Raw genomic sequence first — 25,095 nt, forward strand, 5'->3', positions numbered from 1 at the left:
GTTCGCCCCCGCCCCGGACTGGGGCCGTATGGTGCGGCTGCCCGGCGTGTACGCGCCGCAGGCGGACAGCGCGCTGCTGGCCGGTGCCGTCGGCCGGGAACGCGCCGTGGCCGGGGGCGACGTGCTCGACGTCTGCACCGGCAGCGGCGCGCTCGCCCTGCACGCGGCGCGGCTCGGCGCCCGCGTCACCGCCGTGGACATCGGCCGCCGGGCGGTGCTGACCGCCCGGCTCAACGCCCTCCTCGCGGCGCACCGCATCGCCGTGCACCGCGGCGACCTGCTCGGCTCGCTGCTCCCCGGCAGCACCTTCGACGTGCTCATCAGCAACCCCCCGTACGTACCCGCGCCCGAGGCCGTACCGCCGCGCCACCGCGACGCCGTCGCGTGGGACGCCGGACCCGACGGCAGGCTCCTCGTGGACCGCGTCTGCGACGCCGCCGCCCCCGCGCTGCGCCCGAACGGCGTGCTGCTGATGGTGCACTCGGCCCTCAACGGCCCGGACGCCACCGTCCGCCGGCTCGCCGCCGCCGGGCTCGACGCCGAGATCACCGACCGCGTGACCGTGCCGTTCGGGCCCGTGCTGCGCGCGCGGCTGCCGTGGCTCCGGCGGAACGGGCTGCTGGCGGACCGTACCGACGACAGGGAGGAACTGGTGGTCGTCCGTGCCGAGAAGCACTGAGCGGGAGAACGCCGGACGGGACGCCGCCACGGGCCCGCGCCCGGAGCGGCCCCGCCGCCTCGCCCTGGAACCCAACGGTCCGCTGCTGGTCGAGGGCCCGGTGGAGGTCGCGCTCGACGACGGCACCGTCGTCGCCTCGGACCGCTTCACGGTCGCCGTCTGCCTCTGCCGCCGCAGCCGCACCTACCCCTGGTGCGACACCAGCCACCGCGGGCGCACACGGCGGAAGGACCGGCGGGATCGTACGGAGGAGTCGGAACCGGGCGACCGTACGCCGCCGAGGGCCGCGCCGTGACGGCCGCCACCGCGCTCCCCGCCCCCGCGCTGCCCGAGGCGCGCGGCCCGGTATCGGCGGGCGTCCTCGCGTACCTGCGCGGCGAACGTACCGACCTCGCCGGGGAACCGGAGGCCGCGGCGGCGCGCGCCGCGCCGTACGGGGACGACCTCCAGACGGCGCTGTACGTGCTCTACGAGCTGCACTACCACGGCTTCGCCCAGGTCCCCGACGCCCTGGAGTGGGACCCGCGGGCGCTCGCCCTCCGTGGGGTGCTGGAACGCCGCTACCTCGACGCCCTCCGCGCCGCGACCGTCCCCACCGACGACGTGGCCGGGCTGCTGGCCGACCTCCTCGTCGAACCCGTCGTCGACCCGGTCGCCGACGCGGACCCCGCCGGGGGCGGCTCCGGCGGCGGCGTCTCGCACCACCTCAGGGCGACGGGCGAACTGTGGCAGCTGCGCGAGTACGCCGCCGTGCGCTCCCTCTACCACCTCAAGGAGGCCGACCCCCACGTGTGGGTCGTCCCGCGCCTGCGGGGCAGGGCGAAGGCGGCGATGGTGGCGGTGGAGTTCGACGAGTTCGGCGCCGGGCGGGCCGAGGACGTGCACGCGCGACTCTTCGCGGACCTCATGGACGACCTGGACGTGGACTCCCGTTACGGCCGCCACCTCGACGCCGCCCCCGCCGAGGCGCTCGCGACGGTCAACCTGATGTCGCTGTTCGGCCTGCACCGCGCCCTGCGCGGCGCGCTGGTCGGACACTTCGCGACGGTCGAGGTGACCTCGTCGCCGGGCGCGCGGCGGCTGGCCGACGCGATGCGCCGCGCCGGGGCGGGGCCCGCCGCGCAGCGGTTCTACGACGAGCACGTCGAGGCGGACGCCGTGCACGAGCAGATCGTCCGGCGCGACGTCGTCGGCGGGCTGCTCGCCGACGAACCGTCGCTGGCCGCCGACGTCGCCTTCGGCATCCAGGCCACCGGCGTGGTCGAGGACCGGCTCGGCGACGTGCTGCTGACGGCCTGGCGGCAGGGGCGTACGGCGCTGCGCCGGCCCCTGACCGGCGACCGCGCCGTGCGCCCGGAGACGTGAGCCCGGAGACGTGAGCCCGGAGCCGGGCCCCGGAGACGTGAGCCAGGAGATGTGAGGAGGACAGCCGGATGAACGACCGCGCCGCTCCCGTACCGCCCCCCGACCCGCACGCCGCCCCCGACCCGGCCGCGTACGGGGACGACCTCGCCGCGACGCTCCGCGCCAGCGGCTCCCGCGTCGTGCCCGCCGAGGAGTTCCACCGCCGTACGGGCACGGCACCGCAGGCGTGGGCCTCGTTCGCGCGGCACTGGGAGAAGCTGGCCCCCGACCCGTACGCGGCCGCGCGCGGCACCCGCCGCCTGCGCCGATACGGCGCCTTCACCTTCGACGCCGTCACGGGGGAGGCCCGCCCCACGGCGCACACCCCGTTCGTCCAGCCCGAGGCCAGCAACCCCCTCTACGTGGACGTGCGGCGCGACTTCGAGCCGCTGACCGGCGCCTTCCTCGCGGACCCCGTGCTCCACACGGTGCTCGGCCTGCTGGGGCGCGCGGCGACCGGTCTGGAGAGCCACCGCAGGTGGCTCGCGAAGGTGCACCCGTTCCGCGTGCTGGCCTCGCCGGGCGACGCGGGGGAGCCCACCCCGGAGGGCATGCACCGGGACGGGGTCACCCTCGTGTCGTCGCTCCTCGTGGGGCGGGCGAACGCCGAGGGCGGGCAGAGCACGGTGACCCGCCTCGACGGGCGCCCGGTCCTGTCCACGACGCTGGCGGAGCCCGGCGCGCTGCTGGTGGGCGACGACCGCGGCACGCTCCACGGCGTGTCCCCGCTGCGTCCGCGCGACGTGGGGCGGCCCGCGCGCCGGGACGTCCTGGTGGCGACCTTCGCGCCCGCCTGAACGGCCTGCCCTGAGGACCCCGCCTGACCACCCGCCCCGCCTCAACGGCCGCCCCCGGCGGGCCCGTTCGCGCCCCGCTCACCGCGCCTCCCGCGCCCCGTCCGCTGTCCGCGCGACGAGGTCGTCCACGGCGCCCGCCACCCCGCCGTGCCGCGCGGCGGCGGCGCGCTGCCGCTCCGCGCCGCTGCCGCGCGCGTCCAGCCGCCGGAAGAGGGCCCGTACGCGCTCCAGGTCCCCGTACCGCCCGAGCACCGGTCCCACCCGGTCGAGCAGCCGCGCGCCCTGCGCGGCGGAGGACCGCACCCGGCCGTCCAGCGCGTCCACGCCCGCGCCCTCCCAGCCGTCGCGGGCGGCACGCCAGTACGCCGCCCGCAGCAGCTCCGCGCCCACGCGCGGGCCGGGGTCGCCCGCCCGTACGCGCTCCAGCGCGTCCACGACGAGCGCGCGCACCAGCGCCGCCAGCGCCACCGTGTCCGCCACGTCGGGCAGCACGTCCATGCAGCGGACCTCGACGGTGGGGTGGTGCGGGTTGGGGCGCACGTCCCAGAACGGCAGGCCCGCCTCCAGCACGGCCTCCGACCGGGCCATGGCCTCCGCCAGCTCGTCGTACGCGCGCGCGGACTCCGCGTACGGCGGCGGGCCCAGGCACGGGAAGCGGCCGCGGACCACGGCGCGCCAGCTCGCGTAACCCGTCGACGTGCCGTCGTGGTACGGGGAGTTGGCGGCCGTGGCGACGAGCAGCGGCAGCCAGGGGCGCAGGTGGTTGGCGGCCAGTACGGCCGCCTCGCGGTCGGGGCAGTGCGTGTGCACGTGGAGGGCGCTGATCGCGAAGTCGTCGAGCATGGCGCGGTACTGCGCCACGCCCGCCCGGTAGCGGGGGTGGTCGCCCACGCTCCCGGCGCCGTCGGCGGGCGCCCCGGCCACGGGCGCGGTGCCCGACGCGCAGAGCCGTATGCCCTCCTGCCGGGCCGCCGCGTCCGCCACCGCCCGCACCCGCCGCAGTTCCCCGTCCAGCGCCGCCGCGTCCGCCAGGGGCGGGGTGCGCACCTCGATCTGGCACCGGTCGAACTCGCCCGACACCAGCGGCCCCACCGCGGCCACGGCGCGCGCCACGACCGCGTCGCCCCGGGGGGAGGGGGCGCGCGTGCCGGGGTCGACGAGCAGGAACTCCTCCTCCACCCCCAGCGTCGGCACGCCGTCGGCGCTCACCCGTGGTCCGGACGCGGCGGCCGGTGCGGCTCCGGTGGCGCGGGCGCCGTGGCGCGCGCCTCCGCCGCGCCCCCGGCCAGGGCCGCCACGTGCGCCCACAGCTCCTCGCGCGCGGCGGGCCCGTCGGGCCCCGCCCCGAGCGCGTACGTCGCGGGGCGGACGCGCCGGTCGTGCCACAGCCGCCCGCTGACACGCACGGCCTCCGGCGCGGACGCCAGCCACACGACGGTGTCGGCGCCCTCCTCCGGGGTGCGGATGACGGGGCGGGTCAGCACGCGGAAGACGGGCAGCCAGTTCCGTACGCCCTTGGTGTCCGCCCAGCCGGGATGTACGGCGTGGACGTGCACGCCGTCCTCGCGCAGCCGGTCGGCCCACATCTGCGTGATCACCACCTGGGCGCGCTTGGTGCGGGCGTAGAACTTCTTCGGCCCGTACGCGTCCCGCGTCGACTCCGGGTCGTGCTCGGGGAGCGACGTGCCGTACTGCCCGCCGGAGGTCACGTCGAGGACCCGGGAGGGCGCCGCCCGCCGCAGCAGCGGCGAGAGCGCGTCGATGAGGAACCAGGGGGCCAGGACGTGGGTGGCGAAGGTGAGTTCCACGCCGTCGGGGCTGAACTGCCGCTCGTCGGGCATGACGCCCGCGTTGTTCACCAGGACGTCCAGCCGCTCCTCCCGCGCGAGGAAGCCCTCCGTGAACTCCCGCAGTGAGGCGAGGCTGCTCACGTCGCACACCACGGGACGTACGTCCCCCGCGCCGTCCGCGTCCGCCAGGCGCTCCCGGGTGAGGGCCGCCGCCTCCTCGGCCCGCTCCGGCGTGCGCCCCAGCACGCGCACCGAGGCGCCGAGCCGCGCGCAGCCCGCCGCGGTGGCCAGCCCGATGCCCGAACCGGCGCCCGTGACGAGGACCGTCGCGCCGTCCATCCGTTCCGGGCCCGGTGGCCAGTCCGGCAGGCGGCGGCGTACGGACAGGCCGGTTCTGCCGTAGCCCAGGACGACGGAACGGTCCAGTGCCTTGTCGATGACTCCGGGGACACCCATGCGCCTCGCGGTACCCGTACGCGGCGGGCCGACACGTACGCCGGTGCCGTCGTACGGGTCGGGTGTCACGTGCGCAGGTACGACGCCCCGTTCAGGTCCAGCACCGTGCCCGAGGCCCAGGCCGCCTCCGGGGACGCGAGGTAGCGCACGGCGGCGGCCACCTCCTCCGGCGTGCCCACCCGGCCGAACGGGCTCTCGCCCCGCACGGCGTCCCCGTCCGGCCCGGCCAGCCTGTCGCTCTGGCGCTCCGTGGCGACGAAGCCGGGCGCCACGGACGTGACCGCGACGCCGTGCGGGGCCAGCGCGACGGCCATCGACTGCCCGAACGCGTGCAGCGCGGCCTTGCTCGCGCCGTACGCCGGGAACTCCGGCTCGCCGCGGAACGCGCCGCGCGAACCGACGTTCACCACGTGCCCGGGGGCGCCGCGGTCGATCAGGTGCCGGGCGACGCACCAGGTCAGGTCGGCGGCGGAGAGCAGGTTGACGTCGAGCGTGCGGCGCCAGGCCGCGCGCCACCGGGCCAGGGAGGCCGTGGCCACCGGGTGCCGGGTGGCGGGGGAGGGGGCGACGGCGGCGTTGTTGACCAGTACGTCGACCCGCCCGAGCCCGGCCACCGCCTCGTCCGCCACGCGCACGGCGGCGTCCGGCTCGCCCAGGTCGGCCCGTACGAGGACGTGGCCGTCGCCGGGCAGCAGCCGCAGCGTCTCCGCCGCGTCCGCGTCGCGGCTGGCGTACTGCGCGGCCACCCGGTCTCCCGCCGACGCGAACGCCACCGCGACGGCCCGGCCGATACCGCGCGACGCCCCGGTGACCAGCACGCACCTTGCCTCGTGGGCGCCCGCCTCGTGGACGCCCGCCTCGTCCGTGCTCCTCACCGCGCGAACACCGCCGACTCGTCCGTGAACGACTTGAACTCCAGGGCGTTGCCCGCCGGGTCGCGCAGGAACATGGTCCACTGCTCGGCCCGTTCGCCCGCGTAGCGCAGGTACGGCTCGATGTCGAAGGGCGTCCCGGCCGCCCGCAGCCGTTCCGCCAGCTCGTGGAAGCGGGCGCGGGGCAGGAGCAGCCCGAAGTGCGGTACGGGTACGGCCGTCCCCTCCACCGTGCCGTACGCGGCCGGTACGGACGGCTGCCCCGCCAGGTGCGTCACCAGCTGGTGCCCGTCGAGGTCCCAGTCGACCCAGTGGTCCGTCGAGCGGCCCTCGGCCAGCCCCAGCACCCCGCCGTAGAAGCGGCGGGCGGCGGCCAGGTCGTCGACGGGAACGGCGAGATGCACGGCGGGGCGGTGGCGCACGGCGGGCTTCCTCTCCTCGCGGCGGCGGGCCCGGCCGAGTCTGGGACCGCACCCGGCCGATGTCAACATTCGACATCGCGCCGACGGCGGGAGCGCGGCCGGGGATTGCCCGCCGCGCCCCCCGGTGCCACCGTGTGCGGATGAACGCCGTGCCCCTCCCGAAGGCCACCCGCCGCGGACTCGCCGACGAGGCGGCCGACCTCGTACGGGACGCCCTCTTCGACGGCCGTTTCCCGCCCGGCGCGCCGCTGCGCGAGGTCGAACTCGCCGCCGGACTCGGCGTCAGCCGAGGCTCCGTCCGCGAGGCGCTGGCCCGGCTGCGCGAGGAGGGGCTGGTACGCGGTGGCTGGCACCGCAGCGCCACCGTGATCGAGGTGACCGCCGACGACGTACGGGAGGTGTACGAGCTGCGGGCCGCCCTCGACGTCCTCGCCGCCACCACCGCACGGCGCACCGCCACCGGCCCGCGACTCGACCGGCTCGACGCCCTCGTCGACGCGCTGGAGGCGAAGGCGCACGGCGGCGCCGACGACGCCGAACTGGCCGCCGCCGACCTCGACTTCCACGACCACGTCTACGACTTGGCGGGCAACGCGCGGCTCACCGCCGCCTGGCACGCCATCCGCTCGCAGATCCGCCTCTTCCACCTGCACCGCGTCACCGGCGCCGCCGACGGCTACCGCGCCCACGTCGTCGACGAGCACCGCCGGATCGCCGCACTCCTGCGCGGCGACGACGAGACGGCCCTCGCGGAGTACGTACGGGAGCACGTCGACGCGGCCCGCCGCATCCTGCTGGCCGCCACCCGGTGACGCCGTCCTGGCCGACCGCCGTACCCCTGTCGACTCCGCGGCTGCTGCTGGAACCGCTCCGCGTGGAGCACGCGCGCGAGGCGGCGCCGGTCCTCGACGACGTCCGCCTCCACACCTGGACCGGCGGCGGACCCGCCACCCCCGCGCTGCTGCGGGACCGCTACGCGCGCCTGGTCGCGGGCCGCTCGCCGGACGGTACGCGGGGCTGGCTCAACTGGATGCTGCGGCTGCGGGAGCGGGAGCCCGGGGCACACCCGCCGCCCCCGCCGTACGGGCCACTCGTCGGCACCGTCCAGGCCACGCTCCACCGCCCCGCCGACGGCGGGCTCGAAGCGGCGCTCGCCTGGGTGGTCGCCGTCGACCACCAGGGCCGCGGCTACGCGCGCGAGAGCGCCCTCGCCATGGCCGCCCGGCTGCGCGAGGAGGGGGTGACGCGGCTGACCGCGTACGTCCACCCGGACCACCACGCGTCCGCCGGGGTCGCGCGGGCGCTGGGCCTCACGGCGTCCGGCACCGTCGTGGACGGCGAGGTCCGCTGGAGCGACGGGGGGACGGAGTGACGCACGGCGGGGGCGTCCGGAGTGTGTACGGGCGGGGCGCGGCGGGGTACCCGCCCGGTCCGACGCACCCGTCCCGTACCCGCGACGGGCGTCCGACGCCCCGGTGCGCGCCGCCGGGCCACCCGGAGGAGGAACCATGCCTGTCGCCACGCTCGGCCTCGCCGTACTGGACTGCCCCGACCCCCGGGCGCTCGCCGCCTTCTACGCCGGACTGCTCGGCGGCGAGGTCGCGGACGGCCGGGACACCGACTGGGCCGACCTGTTCCTGCCCGGCGGCGCGCGGATCGCGTTCCAGCGGGCGCCGGACTTCCGGCCGCCGCCGTGGCCGTCGGACGGGCACGGCGCGCAGCAGATGCACCTCGACCTGATGGTCGACGACATCGCGACGGCGCAGGAGCGGGCGTTCGCGCTCGGCGCGAAGCCGCTGGACCTGGAGGACGACGCGGGGGCGCGCGAGTTCCGTGTGTACGCCGACCCCGTGGGCCACCCGTTCTGCCTCGTCCGGACATCGCCTCGACCCACCCGAGGAGGTACGCCGTGACCGGGAACGAGGACGCCGCGCCGCAGGGGACCGACCAGGGACGGGTCCCGGAGTCGGAGCCCGAGCCGGACCCGCGGATCGTCGAGGCGGTCGGGGTGCTGTCCGAGGCGCTGGAGACCACCGAGCGCGCCCGCGGCCTGCTCTACGGCTTCCACCAGCTGACCGGCCACGCCGACCTGCGCCTCGACGACGCCGTCGGGCTGCTCCGCGACTGCGGTCAGCACGCGCTCGCCGACGAGGTCGAACGGGAGCTGGTGGGCCGGAACGTCGTGCCGGGGAGGTGGACGTACCAGCTGGTCGAGGAGTACGACGACGGCTACTACGCCACGTTCCGGCGGCTGGAGGAGACCGTGCGCGGGCGGTTCGTCCAGGGGCGCCGCCACACCCTGGAGGCGGAGATGAAGCGGAAGCGGCGTACGCACGGCCACCCCGCGCACACGGCCGAGCCCGCGGACGGGCGCGGCTGACGGGGGCGTGGCCGGCGTGGGCGGCCCGTACCGCCCGTACGCCTGCCGCCCGACACGGGCCCGGCGCCGTAGGGGTCAGCTGTCCAGCTCGGCCAGGCACCGCGTCCAGCGTCGGCGGCGGGCGGCCTCGTCCTGCTCCCACCACGGCGTGCCCCGTTCGCCCAGCCCGACCTTCGCGGTGTGGACGCGGGCCCGCGCCGCCCGTTCGGCCTGCGCGTCCGCATCCTTCCGGGCGGCCGCCACCGCGCGGCGGGCCGCCATCAGGTGCCGCGTCAGCCGGTCCGCGGCCTCGTCGGGCAGCGCCGGGTCGGTCGCCCGCCACCGTCTCCCGTCGATGACGACGTGGTGCCCGTCGGCGGTGTGCTCCGGCTGCCGTCGCGGTCGTTCGCGCTGACGACGCCGTTCGTCGGCCGTCATGACCGGGGCCTCAGGGGGCGGGCCGTCCGACGGTCAGCACCCGGCGGGGTGCCGCTCCGCGGCCGAGTCGAGTACGTCCCGCGCCGCCGCCACCGCGTCCCCCGTCGCCTCGCGGCCGGTGGCGACGCACAGCGCGTACGCGGCCCGCTCCAGCCGCCGGGTCGTGCCCGGGGTGGCGTGCTGCTCGTGCATGATGCGGGCGTCCGCGTGCTGTGCGAGGAGAGCGCGCAGGTCGCGGGGGGAGTGGGTGAGCATGGTGGACCCCTGACGTACGTACGGACCGGTGGATCGGTGACACACGGGACGTCCGGTTGTCCGAGGTCTCCGGGGTCGTCCGAGTGCCCGGCCGTCCACGCGGCAAACGCCGCCGTTCCGGCCCCGGCGCCGCGTTCAGTCGAGTTCGCCGTGCTCGCAGAGGCGCCGGGCGACCTCGCGGAGCTTGTTGTTGTTCTCCTGCGAGTAGCGGCGCAGCACGTCGAACGCCTGCTCCTCGGGGAGCGCGCGGCTGCCCATGAGGATGCCCATGGCCTCCCCGATGGAGTGGCGCGTGGCGACGGCGTGCTCCAGCTGGGCCTGGGTGCGCGCGCCGGAGAAGGCGACGGCGGAGTGGGAGGCGAGCAGCCAGCCCGCCAGCTCGCCGTCGTCGTCGAACGCGCCGGGCGCGCGGGAGTAGAGGTTCAGCGCGCCCAGTTCCTCCTCGTCCGTGTAGAGGAGGAAGCCCATCATGCTGCCCACGCCCAGCGCGCGGGCCCCCGGCGCGTAGCCGGGCCAGCGCTGCCGCTCGGCGGTCAGGTCCGGGATACGGAAGACCCGTTCGCCGTCCGCCGTACGGGCGGCGTCGAAGCAGGGGCCCTCGCCCGAACGTTCCTGGAGACGGTCGCTCTCCAGCACCAGCGGGTCCGTGGCGGCGAGGGTCTCCACCGCCGTGCCGTGCAGGATCAGGATTCCGGCGGCGTCGCAGCCCCCGACCAGTTCCGTGGCCGAGGCGGTGATCCGCTCCAGGGTGGCGTCGACGGATTCCTGCTTCAGGAGGTCCCGCGCCAGCGCGGCCATCTGTTGCGCGAACGGTCCCCAGTCCATGTCGTCCTCCGTGCGGTGTGCCCCCGTCGGAACAGAACGCGCCCAGCCTGCCACAGGCGACGGCCCGTACGGTGAACGGCGGTGCGGCGCCCCGGAGTTCGCCCCGTACGCCCGCCCGGCCCTACCGGTGCGGGGGCCAGTCGGCCCGCCCCCCGGCGCCCAGCACGCCCGTCGACCCGTGCAGGTCGGTGGCGGCGAGGGCGCGCAGCTCACGCCGCGCGACGCGGGCGACGAGCGCGGGGAAGAGGGGCCGCAGCGGCTGGCACCAGCGCAGCCAGGGCGGCGCGTACACGTACGGGGCGCGGCGCGTGATCCCGGCGGTCAGCCACCCGGCGACCCGGGCGGGGGAGTGGACCCGCCGGGCCGGTCCGGGTTGGTGGCGGCGCAGCGCGCACAGCACGGGGTGCTCGTCGATACCGGCGACCATGTCGGTGCCGGTCCAGTGCAGGTACGCGACGCCGACGCCGATCCCGTCGGGCTCCAGCTCCCCGCGCAGCGCCTGCGCGTACGACTCGGCGCCCGCCTTCGAGGCGCAGTACGCGCTCATCATGGGCGCGGAACCGAACGCCGCGGTCGACGCGATCTGGAGGAAGTAGCCGCGCGTACGGCCGAGTTGGGGCAGGAAGGCGCGCACGGTGTTCGCCGAGCCGGTGAGGTTCACGTCGACGACGCGCTGCCACAGGTCGGGGTCGGTGTCCGCGAACGGGCCGCCCGCGGCGATCCCCGCGTTGGCGACCACGACCGACGCCGGGCCGAGCTCGCGGGTCACCCGGTCCGCGGCGTGCGCGAGGGCGGCCCGGTCGGTGACGTCCACCTCGACGCACACGTTCGGCGGCGCCAGCTCCGCGGCGACCCGGCGCAGCGACCACTCCTCCCGCCCCAGCAGGGCGACGTGCGCCCCTTCCGCCGCCAGCCGCCGCGCGAGGGCCTCCCCCACCCCGCGCGCGGCACCGGTCACCACCGCGACCCGCCCGTGGAGCGGGCTCCGTCCGTCGGCCATGACGTACTCCTCACCTCGCCCCGCCCGCCACACGCGGCGGCCGGGGCGGTCGCTCGTACGGGCGGGCCCCGCCACCCGTCCGCCGCTCGGTCGGGTGCCGCCCGCCGGGGTACGGGTGCCACGTCCGGCCCGATCGACTCCCCGGCGGGTGGGAAGGGCGGTGCCGAAAATCGGGCGCCGGATTCGGGTGTGGAATCCGCGGGAGTGGTGACCCGGCCCCCAAGCGCTTGAGACCACAGGCTCTTCGCGGGAGGCGGCTACCACGCCCCCCGAGGGGCCGTCGCGTCCTCCCGTGGCACCGACCGTTACGGGGCCAGCCTAGGAGGCGCTCACCATGGACAGCCCGACCTTCCGCCGCGCGACCGCGCGTCACCCGCACGACGACGCTCCCGACACCGACGCGGACTTCGTGCGGCTCAGCCGACTGCCCGAGGGCCCCGAACGGGAGGCGCTGCGCGCCCGGCTCGTCGAGCAGTGGCTGCCGATGGCCCACCGGCTGGCCCGCCGCTACGGCGGCCGGGGTGAGGCCTCCGAGGACCTGGCGCAGGTCGCGGCACTGGGTCTGGTCAAGGCCGTGCGGGCCTACGAGCCGGAACGGGGCGTGCCCTTCGTCTCGTACGCCATCCCCACCGTCGTCGGTGAGATCAAGCGGCACTTCCGCGACCGCACCTGGGCGGTGCACGTGCCCCGCCGGGTGCAGGAGCTGCGCAACCGGGTCCGTTCGGCCGACCGCGACATGAGCACCGGCGACGGCCGCGCGCCGACCGTGGCGGAGCTGAGCGCGGGCACCGGGCTGAGCGAGGACGACGTACGGGAGGGGCAGGGCGCGATGCAGAGCTACAGCTCCCTCTCCCTCGACGCGCCCGTCTCCGACACCGACGCGACCAACCTGCTCGCCGACACCATGGGCGGGCTCGACGGCGGGTACGAGACCGTGCTCGCCCGCGAGGCCGTCCGGCCGTACCTGGCGGAGCTGCCCGAACGCGAGCGGTACATCCTCTACCTGCGCTTCTTCCGCGAGATGACGCAGAGCGGCATAGCGGAGGAGATAGGCGTGTCGCAGATGCACGTCTCCCGTCTGCTGTCCGGGAGCTGCCGTCAGATCCGGGAGCGGGTCGAGGACGCCCGTTCCGGCGACGAGGCCGACGACGGCGCGGCCGCCGTACCCGCAGCCCTGCCCGCCGCGGCCTGACCCGTCACTTCGTCCCCGAGGAGAACCATGCTGCTCGCCCACCCCGCGGTACTGCGCGACCTCGTCGCCCAGTACGACGCCCTGCACGCGCTCCGCGCCGAACGCGGCGACGAGTCGACCCGCCAGCGTCTGGAGGACGTCGCCTACACCCTCTGCGTCTCCACCGGCACCCGCGACGTCGACGCCGCCCTGATCGCCGCCCGGCACCGGCTCTCCGGCGCGCGCACGTACGACGACTCGACGGTCGCCCCGCCCGCCGCACGGTAGCCCGCGCTCAGCCCTCCCCGGCGCCCCCGGTCACGCGGGGCGCCGGGGAGGGCTGGCCGGCGGGCCCCACGGGCGGGTCCTACGGGCGCGCGTCGAGCCCGCGCAGCAGGGTCCGCAGCGTGAACTCGAACCGCTCGTGCTCCTCCCCGGAGGTCAGCTCCCGCGCGTGGGCGACGGTGCTGGGGAACGTGTCGGCGGGCAGCAGGCGGTAGCGCTCCACGAGCGCCTCGCGGTCCAGGACCCGCTGGTCGGCCCCGGCCTCGGGGCTGTGCCGCAGCGACATCTCGAAGCAGTAGGCCGACACGTAGAGGAAGACGGCGTCGATCGCCCACGCGGCGGGCCGGGGCGCCACCCCGCCGGTCAGCAGGATCGTCAGCATGCCCTCGCTGAGGCGCAGCGCGTCCAGGCTGTCCGGGGCGGCGGCCAGCGCGACGCGGGAGATCCCGGGGTAGCGCAGGTACTCGTCGCGCAGCGAACGGCAGACGTCGAGCAGCTGCTCCTCCCACCGCGCGGCGTCCGCCTCGGGCACGGACACGCGGGCGCACACGGCGCCGAGCAGCAGCTCGTCCAGGTCGGCCTTGTCGCGTACGTGGGCGTAGAGCGACGCCGGTCCGGTGTCGAGGGCGGCGGCGACCCGGCGCATGGTCAACGCCTCGTGGCCCTCGGCCTCGACGAGCTCGAAGGCCGTGTCCATGATGCGTCGGACGGTGAGGGGCGCCTTGCCGGCACGGCCGCCCGTGCCCGGCCCGTCCGGGCCGTCCAGCGCCGCGATCCTCGCGGCCCAGTCGTCCCGCGCCGCCCCGCCCCGCCGCACTCCTCTGTCACGTGCCATGGCGCCAGCATAGCTTGACGCGAACACTGTTCGACTGTAGAACGGTGTTCGTGAAGAGAACACTGTTCGTCCGTCGTGGCTCCCGTCGTCGGCACGGCCCGTACGGCCTCCGGGAAGCGCCGCGCACGCCGTTCCGGTCGCTCCGTGAGGCGTGGGTCGCGCTGGCGGGACTCTCCGCCGTCTTCCTGTTCGAGATGATGGGCAACACCGTCCTCAACGTCGCCCTGCCCACCATCGGCCGCGAACTGGACGTGCCGTCGGCCGCCCTCCAGTGGGTGACCAACGCCTACGCCGTCGTCTTCGGCGGCCTGATGCTCGTCTTCGGCGCCCTCGCGGACCGCCTCGGCCGCCGCCGGGTGATGCTCGCCGGACTGGCCCTGCTCGCCGCCGCGAGCCTCGCCACCGCCGCCGTCACCACCCCGGGCGCGCTGGTCGCCGTCCGCGCGGTGACCGGCCTCGCGGCCGCCATGACGACGCCGGGCACCATGGCGATGGCCTTCCGGCTCTTCGACGACGAGGACCTCCGGGTACGGGCGATCACCCTCATCTCCACCGTGGGCATGGCCGGACTGGCGATCGGACCGACCGTGGGCGGCCTCGTACCCGCCGCCGCGCCCTGGCAGACGCTGCTGCTGGCGAACGTACCGATCGTGGCGCTCGCGGCCCTCGGCATCCGTACGGGCGTCCCCGCCGACGACCCCGCCGACCTGCACCGCGCGCCCGCCGACGTCGCTGGCGGGCTGCTGGGCACGGCGACGGTCGTCCTCGCGCTGCTCGTCCCCACCCTGTACGCGGAGTCGGGTACGGGCGCGTGGCAGCCGTGGGCCGCGGCGGTCGGGGCCGTCGGCGCGGCGACCGCCTTCGTCCGCCGCGAACGCTCCGTCCCGCACCCGCTGCTCGACCTCGCGGTCGTCGCCCGGCCCCGGGTCTCCGGCGGGCTCGCGTACAAGGCGGCCGCCGGGCTGGCGAACGCCGCCCTGGCCTACCTGGTGACCCTCCAACTCCAGCTGGACTGGGGCTGGTCGCCCGCCCGCGCCTCCCTCGGCATGCTGCCGCAGGTCGTCGTACTCCTCGCGGGCGGACCGTTCGTGCACCGCTTCGTCCGGCGCGTGGGCATCGACCGCGCCGCCTCGATCAGCGCCGGTTCGGTCGTGGCCGGGCTCGCCGTGTACACCCTCTGCGGGAGCCTCGGTTACCCGTGGGTGGCCGCCGCGCTGGTGCTCGTCGCCGCCGGGATGCGGGTCGTCGGCGCCGCCGCCGGGGTTAACGTACTGGACGGCCTGCCCCGCGAACGTACGTCGACCGGCGCCGCCCTCGTCGACACCGCCGCCGAGGTCAGCGCGGCGGTCGGGGTCGCCGTGGCCGGTACGGTGCTCGGCGTGCTGTGCGCCGGGGACCTCGCCGCCGGGCACTGGAGCGCCGAACGGATCGACGCCTTCCGGCGGGCGGTCACCGTCTCCGGCGCCGTGCTCACCCTCGCGTCCGCGGCCTTCGTCGGCTGGGCGACGCGCCGTACGCGCCCCGCGCCGGGGGAGGGGCGGGGCGGCGCGTCGAACGGGCTCGTGGCGAAGGGGAGTTGAACGGGCGCCGGGAGGCGTGGGGTGACCGCTAGGCGATGTCCACCTGGCGGGTGAAGCGGACCATGGCGTCGGTGTCCTCGGAGGAGGCGCGGTGCTCCCCGGCGAGCCCCGCGGTGCGCAGGAGTTCCCCGCGGTCGGCCCCGTCGAGGAAGGTCAGCGCGTGCCGCTTGCGGCCGTCGAGGAGGCGGCGCAGGGTCCGTTCGACGATGCCGGTGGTGCCCGCCTGGTGCGAGACGAGCGGTCCGTCGGGCAGTCCGGCCTCCTCGCGCTGGCGGTGCGGCTTGAAGAGGTACTTCTCGGTCAGCATGAAGTGCGAGGCGGAGACCCGGGCGTTGACCTGGAGGAGGAAGTAGCAGGCGGCCAGCGCGGGCGTACGGGCCGGATCGGCGCCGGAGTCGCGGACCGCGGCGAGCACGCGCGCCGGGAGGCTCGTACGGTCGGCGAGCGACAGCAGCGCGGCCCGCTCCTCGGCGAGCAGCGCGGGGAACTGGCGGCGGACGGCGGCGAAGTAGCCCGGGAAGTCGATGCCCAGGATCAGGTCCCGTTTGAGGTACTCCACGTCCTGCGCGCCGCTGGGGGGAATGTCGCCGGGCGACCAGTGGGTGGCGAACTGGCGCAGCACGTCCATGAAGTGGTCGGTGCGCAGCTGCTCGCGGGCGGGGAGGCGGGGGAAGTCCAGGTTGAGCCGGTGGACACCGGCCAGCAGGGCGCCCGCGGTGTGCATCCGCTCGACGGCCTCGGTGCCGAGCAGGTCGGGCCCGCGTCCCCCGTCGGCGGCGGGGTCACCGTTGCCGAAGAAGTCCAGCAGGACGGTGTTCGCGGCCAGTTCCAGCGCCTCCGCCTTCTTGAGCAGGACCAGGAACGCGGCCTCTCCGGGCTCGCCGGTGTAGGTGCGTATGGAGTCGTCGCCGAAGACGCCCGGCAGTCGGCCCAGCACCTCGCCGTCCCGGCGGACCTCGGCGGTCGGCGTGTTCCACCGGACCAGCGCGGCGTACGAGTCGCGTACGGGGTGGCCGATCTCCGGGCGGGAGGCGAGCCGTACGAAGTAGTCCGCGAAGGGCGCCGTGCCCGTGCCGACGGGGACCAGCGACAGCGGGAGGGCCGGTTGGTCGGCCGGGGCGATGCCGCGTTCCTGGTAGTGGCGCACGAGGGAGGCGCCGCTGAGGCTCAGGTGGACGAGGACGCGGCGGGCCTCCGCGGTGCTCCAGGCGTCCGGGTCGGGCAGCGCGGCCAGGGTCTCGGTGACCTCCTTGGCCATGGCCTCCGGCGGGGAACTCCCGTCGAGGACGGCGGAGTTGAGCCGCGGCAACCGTTCCAGGGTCCACCTGTCGAGGTCCGCTGCCACCGTCTCCGTCGGAACCGCCATGGTCGACCTCCCCGCGGCGCACGGGACATCCGCGGGCCGTTGTCTGGTGTGCGCGCCTGCGAGGGCAGGCCGCTTGCCGTGCGTCGAATGTTGCGGACATGACATGCATGTCAGAAGCGTGAGGCGCACGCGGGCGTGCCGCGGCCCGCGTTCCCGTGGAACGCGGCGGCCGTCGGGCCGGTGCCGTGCGTATGTTCTCAGACCCCTTCCGGCCGCATCGCGCGAGGGTGGCGACCGTCGAACTCCCCACCAGAGACACCGCGTCGGCCTGCGCGTTTCCCGAATTCGCGGCGGGGGACGGCCCGTTCGGCCCCTGCCCGCGAACGGCCCGACGCCGTACGTGTCCGGGGCGGCCCGGCGCCGTACGCGGCGCGGCATCGCCCACCGCGCGGGAGAGGGGCGGGCGCACCCCGGGGCCCCGGCGCGTCGGGGAATTCCCGCGCCCGGATCGCGGAACGGGCGCCACGCGCGAGCTCCCCGTGTGCGCCGCTTTCGCGTTCTGTGCGAGAATTCCGTGCGCCAGCGTGCGCCGGTTGCGGAAAACCGGCTCTCTCGTTGAATTGTCACGTGCTTTCCGGGTGGCGTTCACGGGAGAGTGATTGTGGTTACGCTTTCCGTGGTGCGCTTTCCGATCGGGTGAAGCCGCGCACGTCAGGCTGCCGACGCGGCTACCGTATGACTTTTCCCCAACTCGCGCCGCCCCGCGCGGAATTGGCCGGGAAATCGACGCGTACGGATATCCCCGAAACGCGCTCCATTACACCCGCGAGCCGTCGCCGTCGAGCACGCAAAACAGTGATTGCACTGGGCAAGAAAGCCTGAATAACGTGATCGCAGTGATGTTTCGCGGCCCGGTCGGGAATTCGTCGACGAATGACGCCGGAGCCGCATGGCGCCGAGGGACGTACGACGTCCCCGGAGCCGTACAGGGAAACGCACGACCTCACGCATCCGCGGTCCCGCCACAAGCCCGACCGCCTCCCTCCCCCAGGAGCGGCACAGCATGACGCACACGATGAACGCCCTGTCCGGATGGTCCCCCGAGGCCGTCGTCTTCGACTGCGACGGCACCCTCATGGACAACGAGACCCACTGGCAGGACGCACGGAACCAGGTCTTCCGGGAGTTCGGCGTCCGCCCCGCGCCCGGCTTCGCCGAACGCGCCAAGGGGGTGCACTACGTCGACTGCGGGCGACTGATGGCCCACGAGGCCGACAAGCCCCAGCTCGCATCCGAGATGACCGACGCGCTGCTGCACCACTTCATGGCGCGCGTCGCGGAGGACCCGGTCACGATGACCGGCGCCGCCGACCTCGTACGGCGGCTCTCCGGCCGCCTCCCGCTCGCCGTCGCGAGCAACTGCCCGCTGAAGGTCGTGGAGTCGAGCCTGGACCGGGCCGGACTGCTGCGCCACTTCGGGCACGTCGTCGTCCCCAGCGAGGACAGCGTCTGGCCCGGGAACGAGGAGCCGGTACGCCCGAAGCCGTGGCCGGACGTCTACGCCACCGCCGCCCGCCTCTGCGGTGTCGGGCCGCGCCACGCCCTCGCCGTCGAGGACTCGATGACCGGGGTCGAGTCGGCGCTGCGGGCCGGGCTGCGCGTGCTGGGGGTGGGCCCGCGCCCCGGGCCCGAGGACGCGGCCCGCGTCGACCTGTGGGTGCCGGACCTGCGCGCCCCGGAACTGTCGGCCTGGGTGGACTCCTGGCCGGAGGGGTCTGAGGGTTCGCAGGCGTAGGACGGGCCCGAGGCGTCGGGCGGGCCCGCGCGGAGACCGTGCGCAGGGCCGTGGGCCCGTGGGCCCGTGGGGCCGGGACGGCCGTTCAGCCCAGCCGGTCGCCCGGGTCGTCCACGACCGCCTGGGCGGACGCGAGGAGCAGCGCGACGCCCACCGCACCCGGGTCGGGGACGCCCTCGGCCCGTTCCCCGAGGTAACTGGAGCGTCCGCGCCGGGCGCGCAGACGCGCGGTCCCGCGTACGCCGGTCCACGCGGCGTCGGCGGCCAGCGCCAGCGCCCGCCCCGGCGGGGTGCCGACCGGGGCGGCCCGCAGGGCCTCGGCCGCCGGGTGCAGCGCGTCGACGAGGGTCTTGTCGCCGGGCGCGGCGTCGCCCACCCGGCGGATGGCCGCGAGCCCCTCCGCCACACCGGCGGTGAGCGCGGGCGTGGTGGCGCCCCCGGCGTCGGCCACGGCGGCGGCCAGCGACTGGAACAGCAGGCCGAACAGCGGCCCGCTGGTCCCGCCGACCTCGTCGAGGAACGCGGTGGCCGCCGCCTCCAGCGGCGCCGCCGGGTCCATCCCGGCCGCGGCACCCCCGGCGGTCGCCGCGCGCGCGGCGTCGAGGCGTCGCAGCGCGGAGTCCGCGCCGGTGCTGAGGTTGACGCCGAAGTCCCCGTCGCCCACCTCCTGGTCCAGGGCGGTCAGCCGCCCCTTGGCGGTACGGGTGGACTCCACGAAGCGGCGCATCCAGCCGTCGGTGGAGAACGCCTCGGGCGGCGTGTCGGTGGTCGTGCTCATGCGGTGCCTCCCGTGCTCAGGGCAACTCGTCCGGTCACGCGTACGGCGCCGTCCCCGCCGCCGTCTCACCAGTGCAGGGCGGCCGTCCGTACCGGAGCGTCGTACAGGCGCAGCGTCCGGTCGTCGGCGGCGAGCAGGGTGAGGGAGAAGCCGCGCATGTCGAGCGCGGTCACGTACTCCCCGACCAGGGAGCGGGCGGGCTCGACGCCGCGCCGGTCGAGGAGGGCGCACAGCTGCGCGTGGACGGCGTACAGCTCCAGGGGGGTGACGGCCCCCAGACCGTTGACCAGGACGATCACGGGGGAGCCCGGCGCGGGCGCGACCGCGTCCAGGAGCGCCGTGGCCATCCGCTCCACGAGGGGGCCCAGCGGCTCGCGCGGGACGGTCTTCGGGGCGCGTTCGCCGTGGATGCCGACGCCGTACTCCAGCTCCTCCGGGTCGAGGACGAACGCGGGACGGCCGGTCGTGGGCGCGGTGTGCGCGGCGGAGGCGACGGCGAGCGTACGGCAGCGCGCGGCGAGGCGGGTGCCCAGCTCCTGAAGCTCCGCGAGACCCAGGCCGGTGTCGGCCGCCGCGCCGAGCAGCTTCTCGACCAGAACGGTGCCGCCGGTGCCCCGCCGTCCCGCGACGATGTCCGCGGAGTCGGTCGCGAGGTCGTCGTCGACCAGGACGCGGGCGCAGGGGACGCCGCGGTGGGCGAGGCGTTCGGCGGCGATGCCGAAGTTGATGCGGTCGCCGGTGTAGTTCTTCACCACGTGCAGCACGCCTTCGGCCCGCGCCGCGGCGAGGGAGCCCTCGTACACCTGCCGGTTGTGCGGGGAGGCGAAGACGAGCCCCGGGCAGGCGGCGTCGAGCATGCCGCGTCCGACGTACCCGGAGTGCAGCGGCTCGTGCCCCGATCCGCCGCCCGACAGCAGGCCGACCCGGCGGGTGGGCGCCGGGTCGCGGGCCAGGAGGAAGCCGTGGTCGGGGTCGAGGGTGAGCAGGTCCGCGTGCGTACGGGCGAAACCCCTGAGGGCGTCCGGCACGAGCGAGCCGTCGCCGTTCTCGAAATACGCTGCCATCCAGGTCCTCCGTCGTCGGGGGCCGCGAGCGGCCGAACCGGACCCTCCCGCCGAGATGGTTAACATGCTGCGTCCCCGGCCGTCGCGCGGCAATTCACGGGACGGTCGGTCATTCATTCGTACGATCGGCACGGCCGGGGCGCGCCGCCGTGTCAGCCGCGCCCGGTGGGGCGGACGTTCCGGCTGGGGACGCTGGGGTTCGGCCGCGTGGCCGGGATCAGTCGCCGGTCGTACGTGTACGGGCGCCGTTCCGTGATCACCCGACGGGCCGGGTGGGTGTCACGTCCCCGAAGCGCCGTCCACCGTCTTCCGTGACGCGGACGGACGACTTCCCGGGCGGACGCCCACCCCGGGGTGCGCCCGCTCCGCGCCCCGCCCGTCGACACCCCGTCGACCTCCCGCCGGGGCTTGCCGGGGCCAGCCGGGCTCCGTCGAGCCGACCGTCCGCCGCGAAGGAGGCAGTGCCGATGGCGTCCCCGCGCCGCGCAGCACCACCGTCCCCACCGATTCCGTCGCCCTCACCGTCCCCGCCGTCCGCCGCGTCGCGGCACCGTCCCGCGCGCCGCGCGCCCGGCCCGGAGCCCGTCGCGGCGACCGTCGGCCACCACCGCGTGCCCGCCGCGCCACCCCGGCGCCGGTCCCACGCCGCGCACTGGTGCCTGCTCACCACCGGCCTCGGCGTGCTGCTGACCGTCGTGGTGCTGGCCACCGGCGGCGGACAGCTGCCCCTCGACGCCGGACTCCACCGTCTCGCCGTGGAACACCGCCCCGGCGCGCTCGCCACCACGCTGCGCGGGGTGACGGAGACCGCGACCGGCCTCGCCCCGTACGTGGTGGCCCTCGCCGCCGGAGCGTACGCCGCGCCCGCGCTCGACGCCGGGACCCGGCGCCGTACGCTGCAAGTCGCCCTGTGGGCCGCCCTGTTCGCCCAGTGGCTGGCGCTCGGGCGCGCCCTGCGCATCGGCCTCATGACGGCCGTCGACCGGCCGCGGCCCCCGGCGGAGGACTGGCTCGCGCACGCCTCGCGCTGGGCGTTCCCCTCCGGGCACACGACCACCGCGACCATCACCGCGGGCCTCGTCGTCCTCGCGCTCCTCGCCCGCCGCCCACCCGCGTACCGGCTGTGGGCGGCCCTCGCCGTGGCCTGGGCCGCCGCGGTCGGCGTCAGCCGCGTGGGGCTGGGCGTGCACTGGACCAGCGACGTGGTCGCCGCCTGGTGCTACGCCTCGGCCTGGACGCTCCTCGCCGCGCTGATCGCCACGCGCACGGCCGCGGTGCCCACCCGTACGCGAACCGGCCCGCGTACGCCCTCCCCGCCGTAGCCCCCGCCCGGCCCCGCACGCGACGGCTCGGGCCGGGAGCTTCCGGAACGCGCGCCGCCCCCGCCCGGCGGACCGGGCGGGGGCGGCGTTCGGAGCGGGACTCAGATGATGCTCACGCCGTAGGCGCTCAGCGCCTCGGTGACGGGCTGGAAGAACGTGGTGCCGCCGGAGGAGCAGTTGCCGCTGCCGCCGGAGGTCAGGCCGAGCGCGGTGCTGCCGGAGAAGAGGGCGCCACCGCTGTCGCCGGGCTCGGCGCAGACGGTGGTCTGGATCAGGCCGTCGACGATGCCGTCGGCACCGTAGTTGACGGAGACGTTGAGGCCGGTGACGGACCCGCCGTGCACGCCGGTGGTGCTGCCGCTGCGCGTGACGGACTGGCCGACCGAGGCGTCCGCGGCGCCGTCGATCTCCTGGTAGGTGCCGTCGTAGAGGGAGACGCGACCGTCGGCGGCGCCACCGTCGGAGTGCTGGATGATGCCGTAGTCGTTGCCGGGGAAGCTGGACCCGGCGGTGGTGCCGATGGACCAGGAGCTGCCGATGTTGGTGCAGTGACCGGCGGTCAGCGCGAACTTGGTGCCCGCGCCGTCCTGGACGTTGAAGCCGAGGGAGCACCGGGCCCCACCCGTGGTGATGGCCTCGCCACCGGCGATGAGCTTGGAGAACTTGCCCGGGGTGTGCTTCACCTCGAGAGCGTCGGCGTTCACGCCGGCCTCGCTCTTGAGCTTGGCGATCTCGGCCTTGCTGACCGTGCTGTCCACGGTGACGACGACCTTGCCCGACGCGGCGTCGACGTACCACGCGCTGCCGCCGACGTCGGCGTTGAGCACGGAGTCGGCCGTCCGGTTCAGCTCGGCGGCGCTGAACGTCTTCGGGGCGGGCTGGGCCGACGCGCTGGCGGCGGGGACGGCCATGGCCGCGGTGGCCGCGAGACCGGTGGCGACGGCGATGAGGCGTGCCCGTCTCGCGAGGGTGTGGGAGGTGGAGAGTCGCACTGTAGTCCTCCAGTTTGTGGGGAACCGGGGGGCGTTGGGTGGACGCCCCACGACAAGTCGTCAGAAATACGCCCTATCGATGGCGTGTCCCTGACATCTGCGCCAATGCTGGTCAGCACGGCGCGTCTGCGCAAGACCCCCGGACGGAACTGCCGACGAGCGACATGCGGAAGAACGGGCCGAAGCGCGGGGTGACCTGTGCTGACGGTGTTTCAGGAGAGCCGGTGCCGAGTCGGCACGAGTCCGGACGCGACCGCTCGCACCTGACCACCTGTGGCGGTCACGCGTGGCGGCCTCCTGCCTGGGGCGCTCCGGATACCGCACGAGCGCCGCGCCCGGAGTCGCGGACCCCGACTCCGCCACCCGGGGGCCGCCGCCGTCCTGTGCCTGATCTCGTGCGCGTGCCCGAGAACCCGTAGCCCGGGACACGAAACCGGTGAAGCGTCTCGACCTCGGATGCCTCGAAACGCGTTCTGGCGTTACGGAGCCGGAATTCTCGTGGATTCAGGGTGTCGAGGCATTCGGAGACCCGGATTTCCCTTGGCGGTGGGGCCTGTCGTCGGTGAAGTGGGACGGTGCCCTAGGGATTGTCGGGGAGGTCGGCGGGAGTCCTGTCGTCACCGCGATCGAGGAGTCGGCGCCGGTGACGGGCCGTACGCCGGGACGCCTGACCGGGTGCCCGTGCCGGTGGGTGTCCGTGCGCGGTGCGGGTGGCGGTGATCCTTTCCCACGGCGTTTCGCGGAACTGGAGTTCGGCGTCCGGAAGTGGGATCGAAGCGTTCCGAATTCCTTCTTCCAATGGAGGTGTGGATGTGTGCCTAGTGTGAAGCTCGCGTGTTCGTGTGATCTCCGTGTGCCGTGCAACCTGTGCCGACATGTCCGGTGATCTCCACCGCGACTGAATTCTCTCTCCCCCGTCGGGCGCGAAGGAGTTAACTTCTTCGATATGAGACAACAACGGGGGAGTAGGAATCCGGTATGGAGGCAGAAACGAGACGATGTAGGGGGCGGGGAGCTGACGGCGGCGTTACCCGGGCGTTCGGGAGCGGTCGTTCTGCTCGCCGCCTTCCCGGCGGCGCTGGGCGCGCTCGGCGTCCTGCCGCGCCCCTCGGGGCTGGAGCCGGTCGTCACGGCGTCCTTGGTGCTGTGCGTCCTGGCACTCGCGGGGCAGACGTGGGGCAGGCTCCCGCGACGGCACCCGGCGCCCGCCGGGGCCGCGGACCGGGACGTACCCGGGTTCGCCGAACGGCTCGTCTCCGCGCGGGAGGACGAGCGGCGTCGGCTCCGCGTCGACCTCCACGACAGCCTCGGCCCGTCGCTGGCCGGCATCAGGCTCCGCCTCGACGTCGCGGCCGAGCGCGTGGCCCAGCCCGCCACCCGGCAGCTCATCCTCGACGCCGCGGCCGAGACCTCCCGCACCGTCGACGACATCCGGCGGGTCATCGACGACCTCGGCCCGCCCGACCTGGAGAGCGACGGCCTGGAGGGGGCCCTGCTCCGGCTGGTGCGCCGCGCCGGTGTGGCCGGGAAGCTCGACGTCCACGCCGAACTGCCGCCCACCGGACCGGTGTCCGGCCTGTCCCTCGCCACCGAACTGGCCGCGCTCCGCATCGCCGGTGAGGCCGTGACGAACGTCGTACGGCACGCGCGCGCCAGCACCACGACCGTACGGCTGACCGAGTACGCCGACCGGATCACGCTGGAGGTGACCGACGACGGGACCGCCCCGCCCCGCGGCATGTTCCGGCGGCGCGGCCTCGGCCTCGCGTCCATGGCCCGCCGGGCCGAGGACGTGGGCGGTCGCTGCGAGGTGCTGCCCCGCCCCGACGGCGGTTCCGGGACCCTCGTGCGCGTGTCCCTGCCCCGGAGCGGAGCATGACCATCCGTGTGTTCGTGGTGGACGACCACCCACTGTTCCGGGCGGGCGTACGACTGGCGACCCAGGACGTCGAGGACATCGAGGTGGTGGGCGAGGCGGACAGCGCGGAGGAGGCCGTGCGGGCCGTCGTGCACGAACGGATCGGGGTCGACGTGGTGTTGATGGACGTGCAGATGCCGGGCGTGTCCGGTGTCTCCGCCGCCGCCGCCATCGTGGCGGCCCCGCCGCCGGGTGCCGAGGCGCCGCGCGTCCTGATGATGTCGGTGTCGGACGACGACGACCTGGTCGTCGCCGCGCTCCGGGCCGGTGCCCACGGCTATCTGGTCAAGGGCGCGCCACGGGCCGAGCTCCTCGGCGCCCTGCGTACGGTCGCCCAGCGCAGCGCCGTCTTCGGGCCGACGGTGGCGGCGCGCATGAGCGGCTACTTCTCCGCCGTCCACGAGACGTCCGGGCGGGCCGCGTTCCCACAACTCACCGAGCGCGAACGGGAGATCCTCAGCCTCATCGCCCGTGGCTACCCCAACCGCCGGATCGCCCGCGAACTGGTCCTCGCGGAGAAGACCGTGCGCAACCACGTCTCGCACGTCTTCGCCAAGCTCCAGGTGGAGGACCGGGCGAGCGCCGTGGTGCGGGCCAGGGACGCCGGTCTCGGCGTCTGACGCCCGGGTCCGGCCCGGCCGGAGCGGGACCCGAACGGGCCCTTGGCCCCGGGAGCCCGGGACGACGGGAGCCCTACGTTGGCGGGGCGAACGCCGGGCGGGCCGGTGGAGAGCAACGGCGGCCCGCCCGGA

28 protein-coding genes are annotated in these 25,095 nt (G+C 75.6%); 15 read left to right on the forward strand and 13 right to left on the reverse strand.

The genetic code is table 11. The features are described from left to right. Positions 1–28 precede the first annotated feature (28 nt). The 4 genes from D7M15_RS26580 to D7M15_RS26595 all read left to right on the forward strand — a co-directional run bounded on the left by D7M15_RS26580 (position 29) and on the right by D7M15_RS26595 (position 2,880). Entirely contained in the window at positions 29–679 is a 651-nt protein-coding gene (locus D7M15_RS26580; protein WP_121521469.1) for a HemK2/MTQ2 family protein methyltransferase, read from the forward strand. After that, positions 663–974: a CDGSH iron-sulfur domain-containing protein gene (locus D7M15_RS26585; RefSeq protein WP_121519808.1), complete on the forward strand. Its 312-nt coding sequence runs from the start codon at positions 663–665 to the stop codon at positions 972–974. Before D7M15_RS26580 ends, D7M15_RS26585 begins: the two co-directional genes overlap by 17 nt. Next, the gene (locus D7M15_RS26590; RefSeq protein WP_121519809.1) at positions 971–2,044 is read left to right on the forward strand and encodes an iron-containing redox enzyme family protein; all 1,074 of its coding nucleotides are present in this window, start codon (positions 971–973) and stop codon (positions 2,042–2,044) included. Before D7M15_RS26585 ends, D7M15_RS26590 begins: the two co-directional genes overlap by 4 nt. Before the next feature lie 68 nt (positions 2,045–2,112). Beyond that, on the forward strand, positions 2,113–2,880 hold the full coding sequence (locus D7M15_RS26595) for a 2OG-Fe dioxygenase family protein (protein ID WP_121519810.1): 768 nt from the start codon (positions 2,113–2,115) through the stop codon (positions 2,878–2,880). A 78-nt stretch (positions 2,881–2,958) separates the two neighbouring features. On the opposite strand, the gene D7M15_RS26600 is transcribed toward D7M15_RS26595, so the two are convergent. The 4 genes from D7M15_RS26600 to D7M15_RS26615 form a co-directional block, all read right to left on the reverse strand. Then, entirely contained in the window at positions 2,959–4,089 is a 1,131-nt protein-coding gene (locus tag D7M15_RS26600) for a glutamate--cysteine ligase (protein WP_206337430.1), read from the reverse strand. Beyond that, positions 4,086–5,126 (reverse strand): SDR family NAD(P)-dependent oxidoreductase, encoded by a 1,041-nt coding sequence (locus tag D7M15_RS26605; protein WP_127201791.1) that lies wholly within the window; start codon positions 5,124–5,126, stop codon positions 4,086–4,088. Before D7M15_RS26605 ends, D7M15_RS26600 begins: the two co-directional genes overlap by 4 nt. A 65-nt stretch (positions 5,127–5,191) precedes the next feature. After that, positions 5,192–6,001 (reverse strand): SDR family oxidoreductase, encoded by an 810-nt coding sequence (locus D7M15_RS26610; protein WP_206337431.1) that lies wholly within the window; start codon positions 5,999–6,001, stop codon positions 5,192–5,194. Further along, entirely contained in the window at positions 5,998–6,420 is a 423-nt protein-coding gene (locus D7M15_RS26615) for a VOC family protein (protein WP_240649506.1), read from the reverse strand. Before D7M15_RS26615 ends, D7M15_RS26610 begins: the two co-directional genes overlap by 4 nt. Before the next feature lie 140 nt (positions 6,421–6,560). Here D7M15_RS26615 and D7M15_RS26620 point away from each other — a divergent pair, with 140 nt between their 5' ends. From D7M15_RS26620 to D7M15_RS26635, 4 genes are all read left to right on the forward strand, one after another. Next, on the forward strand, positions 6,561–7,232 hold the full coding sequence (locus D7M15_RS26620; protein ID WP_121519813.1) for a GntR family transcriptional regulator: 672 nt from the start codon (positions 6,561–6,563) through the stop codon (positions 7,230–7,232). Then, positions 7,229–7,792, forward strand: coding sequence for a GNAT family N-acetyltransferase (locus D7M15_RS26625; RefSeq protein ID WP_240649508.1), 564 nt, complete (start codon positions 7,229–7,231; stop codon positions 7,790–7,792). The genes D7M15_RS26620 and D7M15_RS26625 overlap by 4 nt, the downstream gene beginning before the upstream one ends. Positions 7,793–7,928: 136 nt before the next feature. Continuing rightward, positions 7,929–8,333, forward strand: a complete 405-nt coding sequence (locus tag D7M15_RS26630) for a VOC family protein (RefSeq protein ID WP_121519814.1) — start codon at positions 7,929–7,931, stop codon at positions 8,331–8,333. Between the two features lie 77 nt (positions 8,334–8,410). Further along, positions 8,411–8,800 (forward strand): hypothetical protein, encoded by a 390-nt coding sequence (locus tag D7M15_RS26635; RefSeq protein WP_121521477.1) that lies wholly within the window; start codon positions 8,411–8,413, stop codon positions 8,798–8,800. A 75-nt stretch (positions 8,801–8,875) separates the two neighbouring features. Here the strand turns inward: D7M15_RS26635 and D7M15_RS26640 are convergent, their stop codons facing one another. The 4 genes from D7M15_RS26640 to D7M15_RS26655 form a co-directional block, all read right to left on the reverse strand. Continuing rightward, positions 8,876–9,217, reverse strand: coding sequence for a hypothetical protein (locus tag D7M15_RS26640; protein WP_121519815.1), 342 nt, complete (start codon positions 9,215–9,217; stop codon positions 8,876–8,878). Between the two features lie 33 nt (positions 9,218–9,250). Beyond that, complete coding sequence (locus D7M15_RS26645) at positions 9,251–9,472, reverse strand: DUF5133 domain-containing protein (protein ID WP_121519816.1); 222 nt, start codon at positions 9,470–9,472, stop codon at positions 9,251–9,253. Between the two features lie 135 nt (positions 9,473–9,607). Further along, positions 9,608–10,297, reverse strand: a complete 690-nt coding sequence (locus tag D7M15_RS26650) for a GAF and ANTAR domain-containing protein (protein ID WP_121519817.1) — start codon at positions 10,295–10,297, stop codon at positions 9,608–9,610. A gap of 121 nt (positions 10,298–10,418) precedes the next feature. Further along, positions 10,419–11,297, reverse strand: a complete 879-nt coding sequence (locus D7M15_RS26655) for an SDR family oxidoreductase (RefSeq protein ID WP_121521479.1) — start codon at positions 11,295–11,297, stop codon at positions 10,419–10,421. Between the two features lie 334 nt (positions 11,298–11,631). Between D7M15_RS26655 and D7M15_RS26660 the strand changes: the two genes are divergently transcribed. Beyond that, on the forward strand, positions 11,632–12,489 hold the full coding sequence (locus D7M15_RS26660) for a SigB/SigF/SigG family RNA polymerase sigma factor (protein ID WP_121519818.1): 858 nt from the start codon (positions 11,632–11,634) through the stop codon (positions 12,487–12,489). A gap of 27 nt (positions 12,490–12,516) precedes the next feature. After that, positions 12,517–12,756 (forward strand): DUF5133 domain-containing protein, encoded by a 240-nt coding sequence (locus D7M15_RS26665; protein WP_121519819.1) that lies wholly within the window; start codon positions 12,517–12,519, stop codon positions 12,754–12,756. A gap of 79 nt (positions 12,757–12,835) precedes the next feature. Here the strand turns inward: D7M15_RS26665 and D7M15_RS26670 are convergent, their stop codons facing one another. After that, complete coding sequence (locus tag D7M15_RS26670) at positions 12,836–13,588, reverse strand: TetR/AcrR family transcriptional regulator (protein WP_121519820.1); 753 nt, start codon at positions 13,586–13,588, stop codon at positions 12,836–12,838. 50 nt (positions 13,589–13,638) lie between these two features. Between D7M15_RS26670 and D7M15_RS26675 the strand changes: the two genes are divergently transcribed. After that, positions 13,639–15,168: an MFS transporter gene (locus D7M15_RS26675; RefSeq protein WP_240649510.1), complete on the forward strand. Its 1,530-nt coding sequence runs from the start codon at positions 13,639–13,641 to the stop codon at positions 15,166–15,168. Positions 15,169–15,196: 28 nt separating this feature from the next. Here the strand turns inward: D7M15_RS26675 and D7M15_RS26680 are convergent, their stop codons facing one another. Beyond that, positions 15,197–16,534 (reverse strand): hypothetical protein, encoded by a 1,338-nt coding sequence (locus D7M15_RS26680; protein WP_121519821.1) that lies wholly within the window; start codon positions 16,532–16,534, stop codon positions 15,197–15,199. 1,003 nt (positions 16,535–17,537) lie between these two features. Here D7M15_RS26680 and D7M15_RS26685 point away from each other — a divergent pair. Then, positions 17,538–18,269: an HAD family phosphatase gene (locus D7M15_RS26685; protein WP_121519822.1), complete on the forward strand. Its 732-nt coding sequence runs from the start codon at positions 17,538–17,540 to the stop codon at positions 18,267–18,269. Positions 18,270–18,354: 85 nt separating this feature from the next. Here the strand turns inward: D7M15_RS26685 and D7M15_RS26690 are convergent, their stop codons facing one another. Next, complete coding sequence (locus D7M15_RS26690) at positions 18,355–19,047, reverse strand: DAK2 domain-containing protein (RefSeq protein ID WP_121519823.1); 693 nt, start codon at positions 19,045–19,047, stop codon at positions 18,355–18,357. A 65-nt stretch (positions 19,048–19,112) separates the two neighbouring features. Beyond that, positions 19,113–20,111, reverse strand: coding sequence for a dihydroxyacetone kinase subunit DhaK (locus D7M15_RS26695; protein ID WP_121519824.1), 999 nt, complete (start codon positions 20,109–20,111; stop codon positions 19,113–19,115). A gap of 611 nt (positions 20,112–20,722) precedes the next feature. Here D7M15_RS26695 and D7M15_RS26700 point away from each other — a divergent pair. After that, entirely contained in the window at positions 20,723–21,433 is a 711-nt protein-coding gene (locus D7M15_RS26700) for a phosphatase PAP2 family protein (protein WP_165906336.1), read from the forward strand. A 101-nt stretch (positions 21,434–21,534) separates the two neighbouring features. Here D7M15_RS26700 and D7M15_RS26705 read toward each other — a convergent pair whose 3' ends face one another. Continuing rightward, on the reverse strand, positions 21,535–22,425 hold the full coding sequence (locus tag D7M15_RS26705) for a S1 family peptidase (RefSeq protein ID WP_121519826.1): 891 nt from the start codon (positions 22,423–22,425) through the stop codon (positions 21,535–21,537). A gap of 946 nt (positions 22,426–23,371) precedes the next feature. Between D7M15_RS26705 and D7M15_RS26710 the strand changes: the two genes are divergently transcribed. Next, complete coding sequence (locus D7M15_RS26710; protein WP_121519827.1) at positions 23,372–24,304, forward strand: ATP-binding protein; 933 nt, start codon at positions 23,372–23,374, stop codon at positions 24,302–24,304. Further along, complete coding sequence (locus tag D7M15_RS26715; RefSeq protein ID WP_121519828.1) at positions 24,301–24,963, forward strand: response regulator transcription factor; 663 nt, start codon at positions 24,301–24,303, stop codon at positions 24,961–24,963. Before D7M15_RS26710 ends, D7M15_RS26715 begins: the two co-directional genes overlap by 4 nt. Positions 24,964–25,095 lie beyond the last annotated feature (132 nt).

This window comes from Streptomyces sp. Z26, from assembly GCF_003665095.1.
Lineage (GTDB): Bacteria > Actinomycetota > Actinomycetes > Streptomycetales > Streptomycetaceae > Streptomyces > Streptomyces phytohabitans.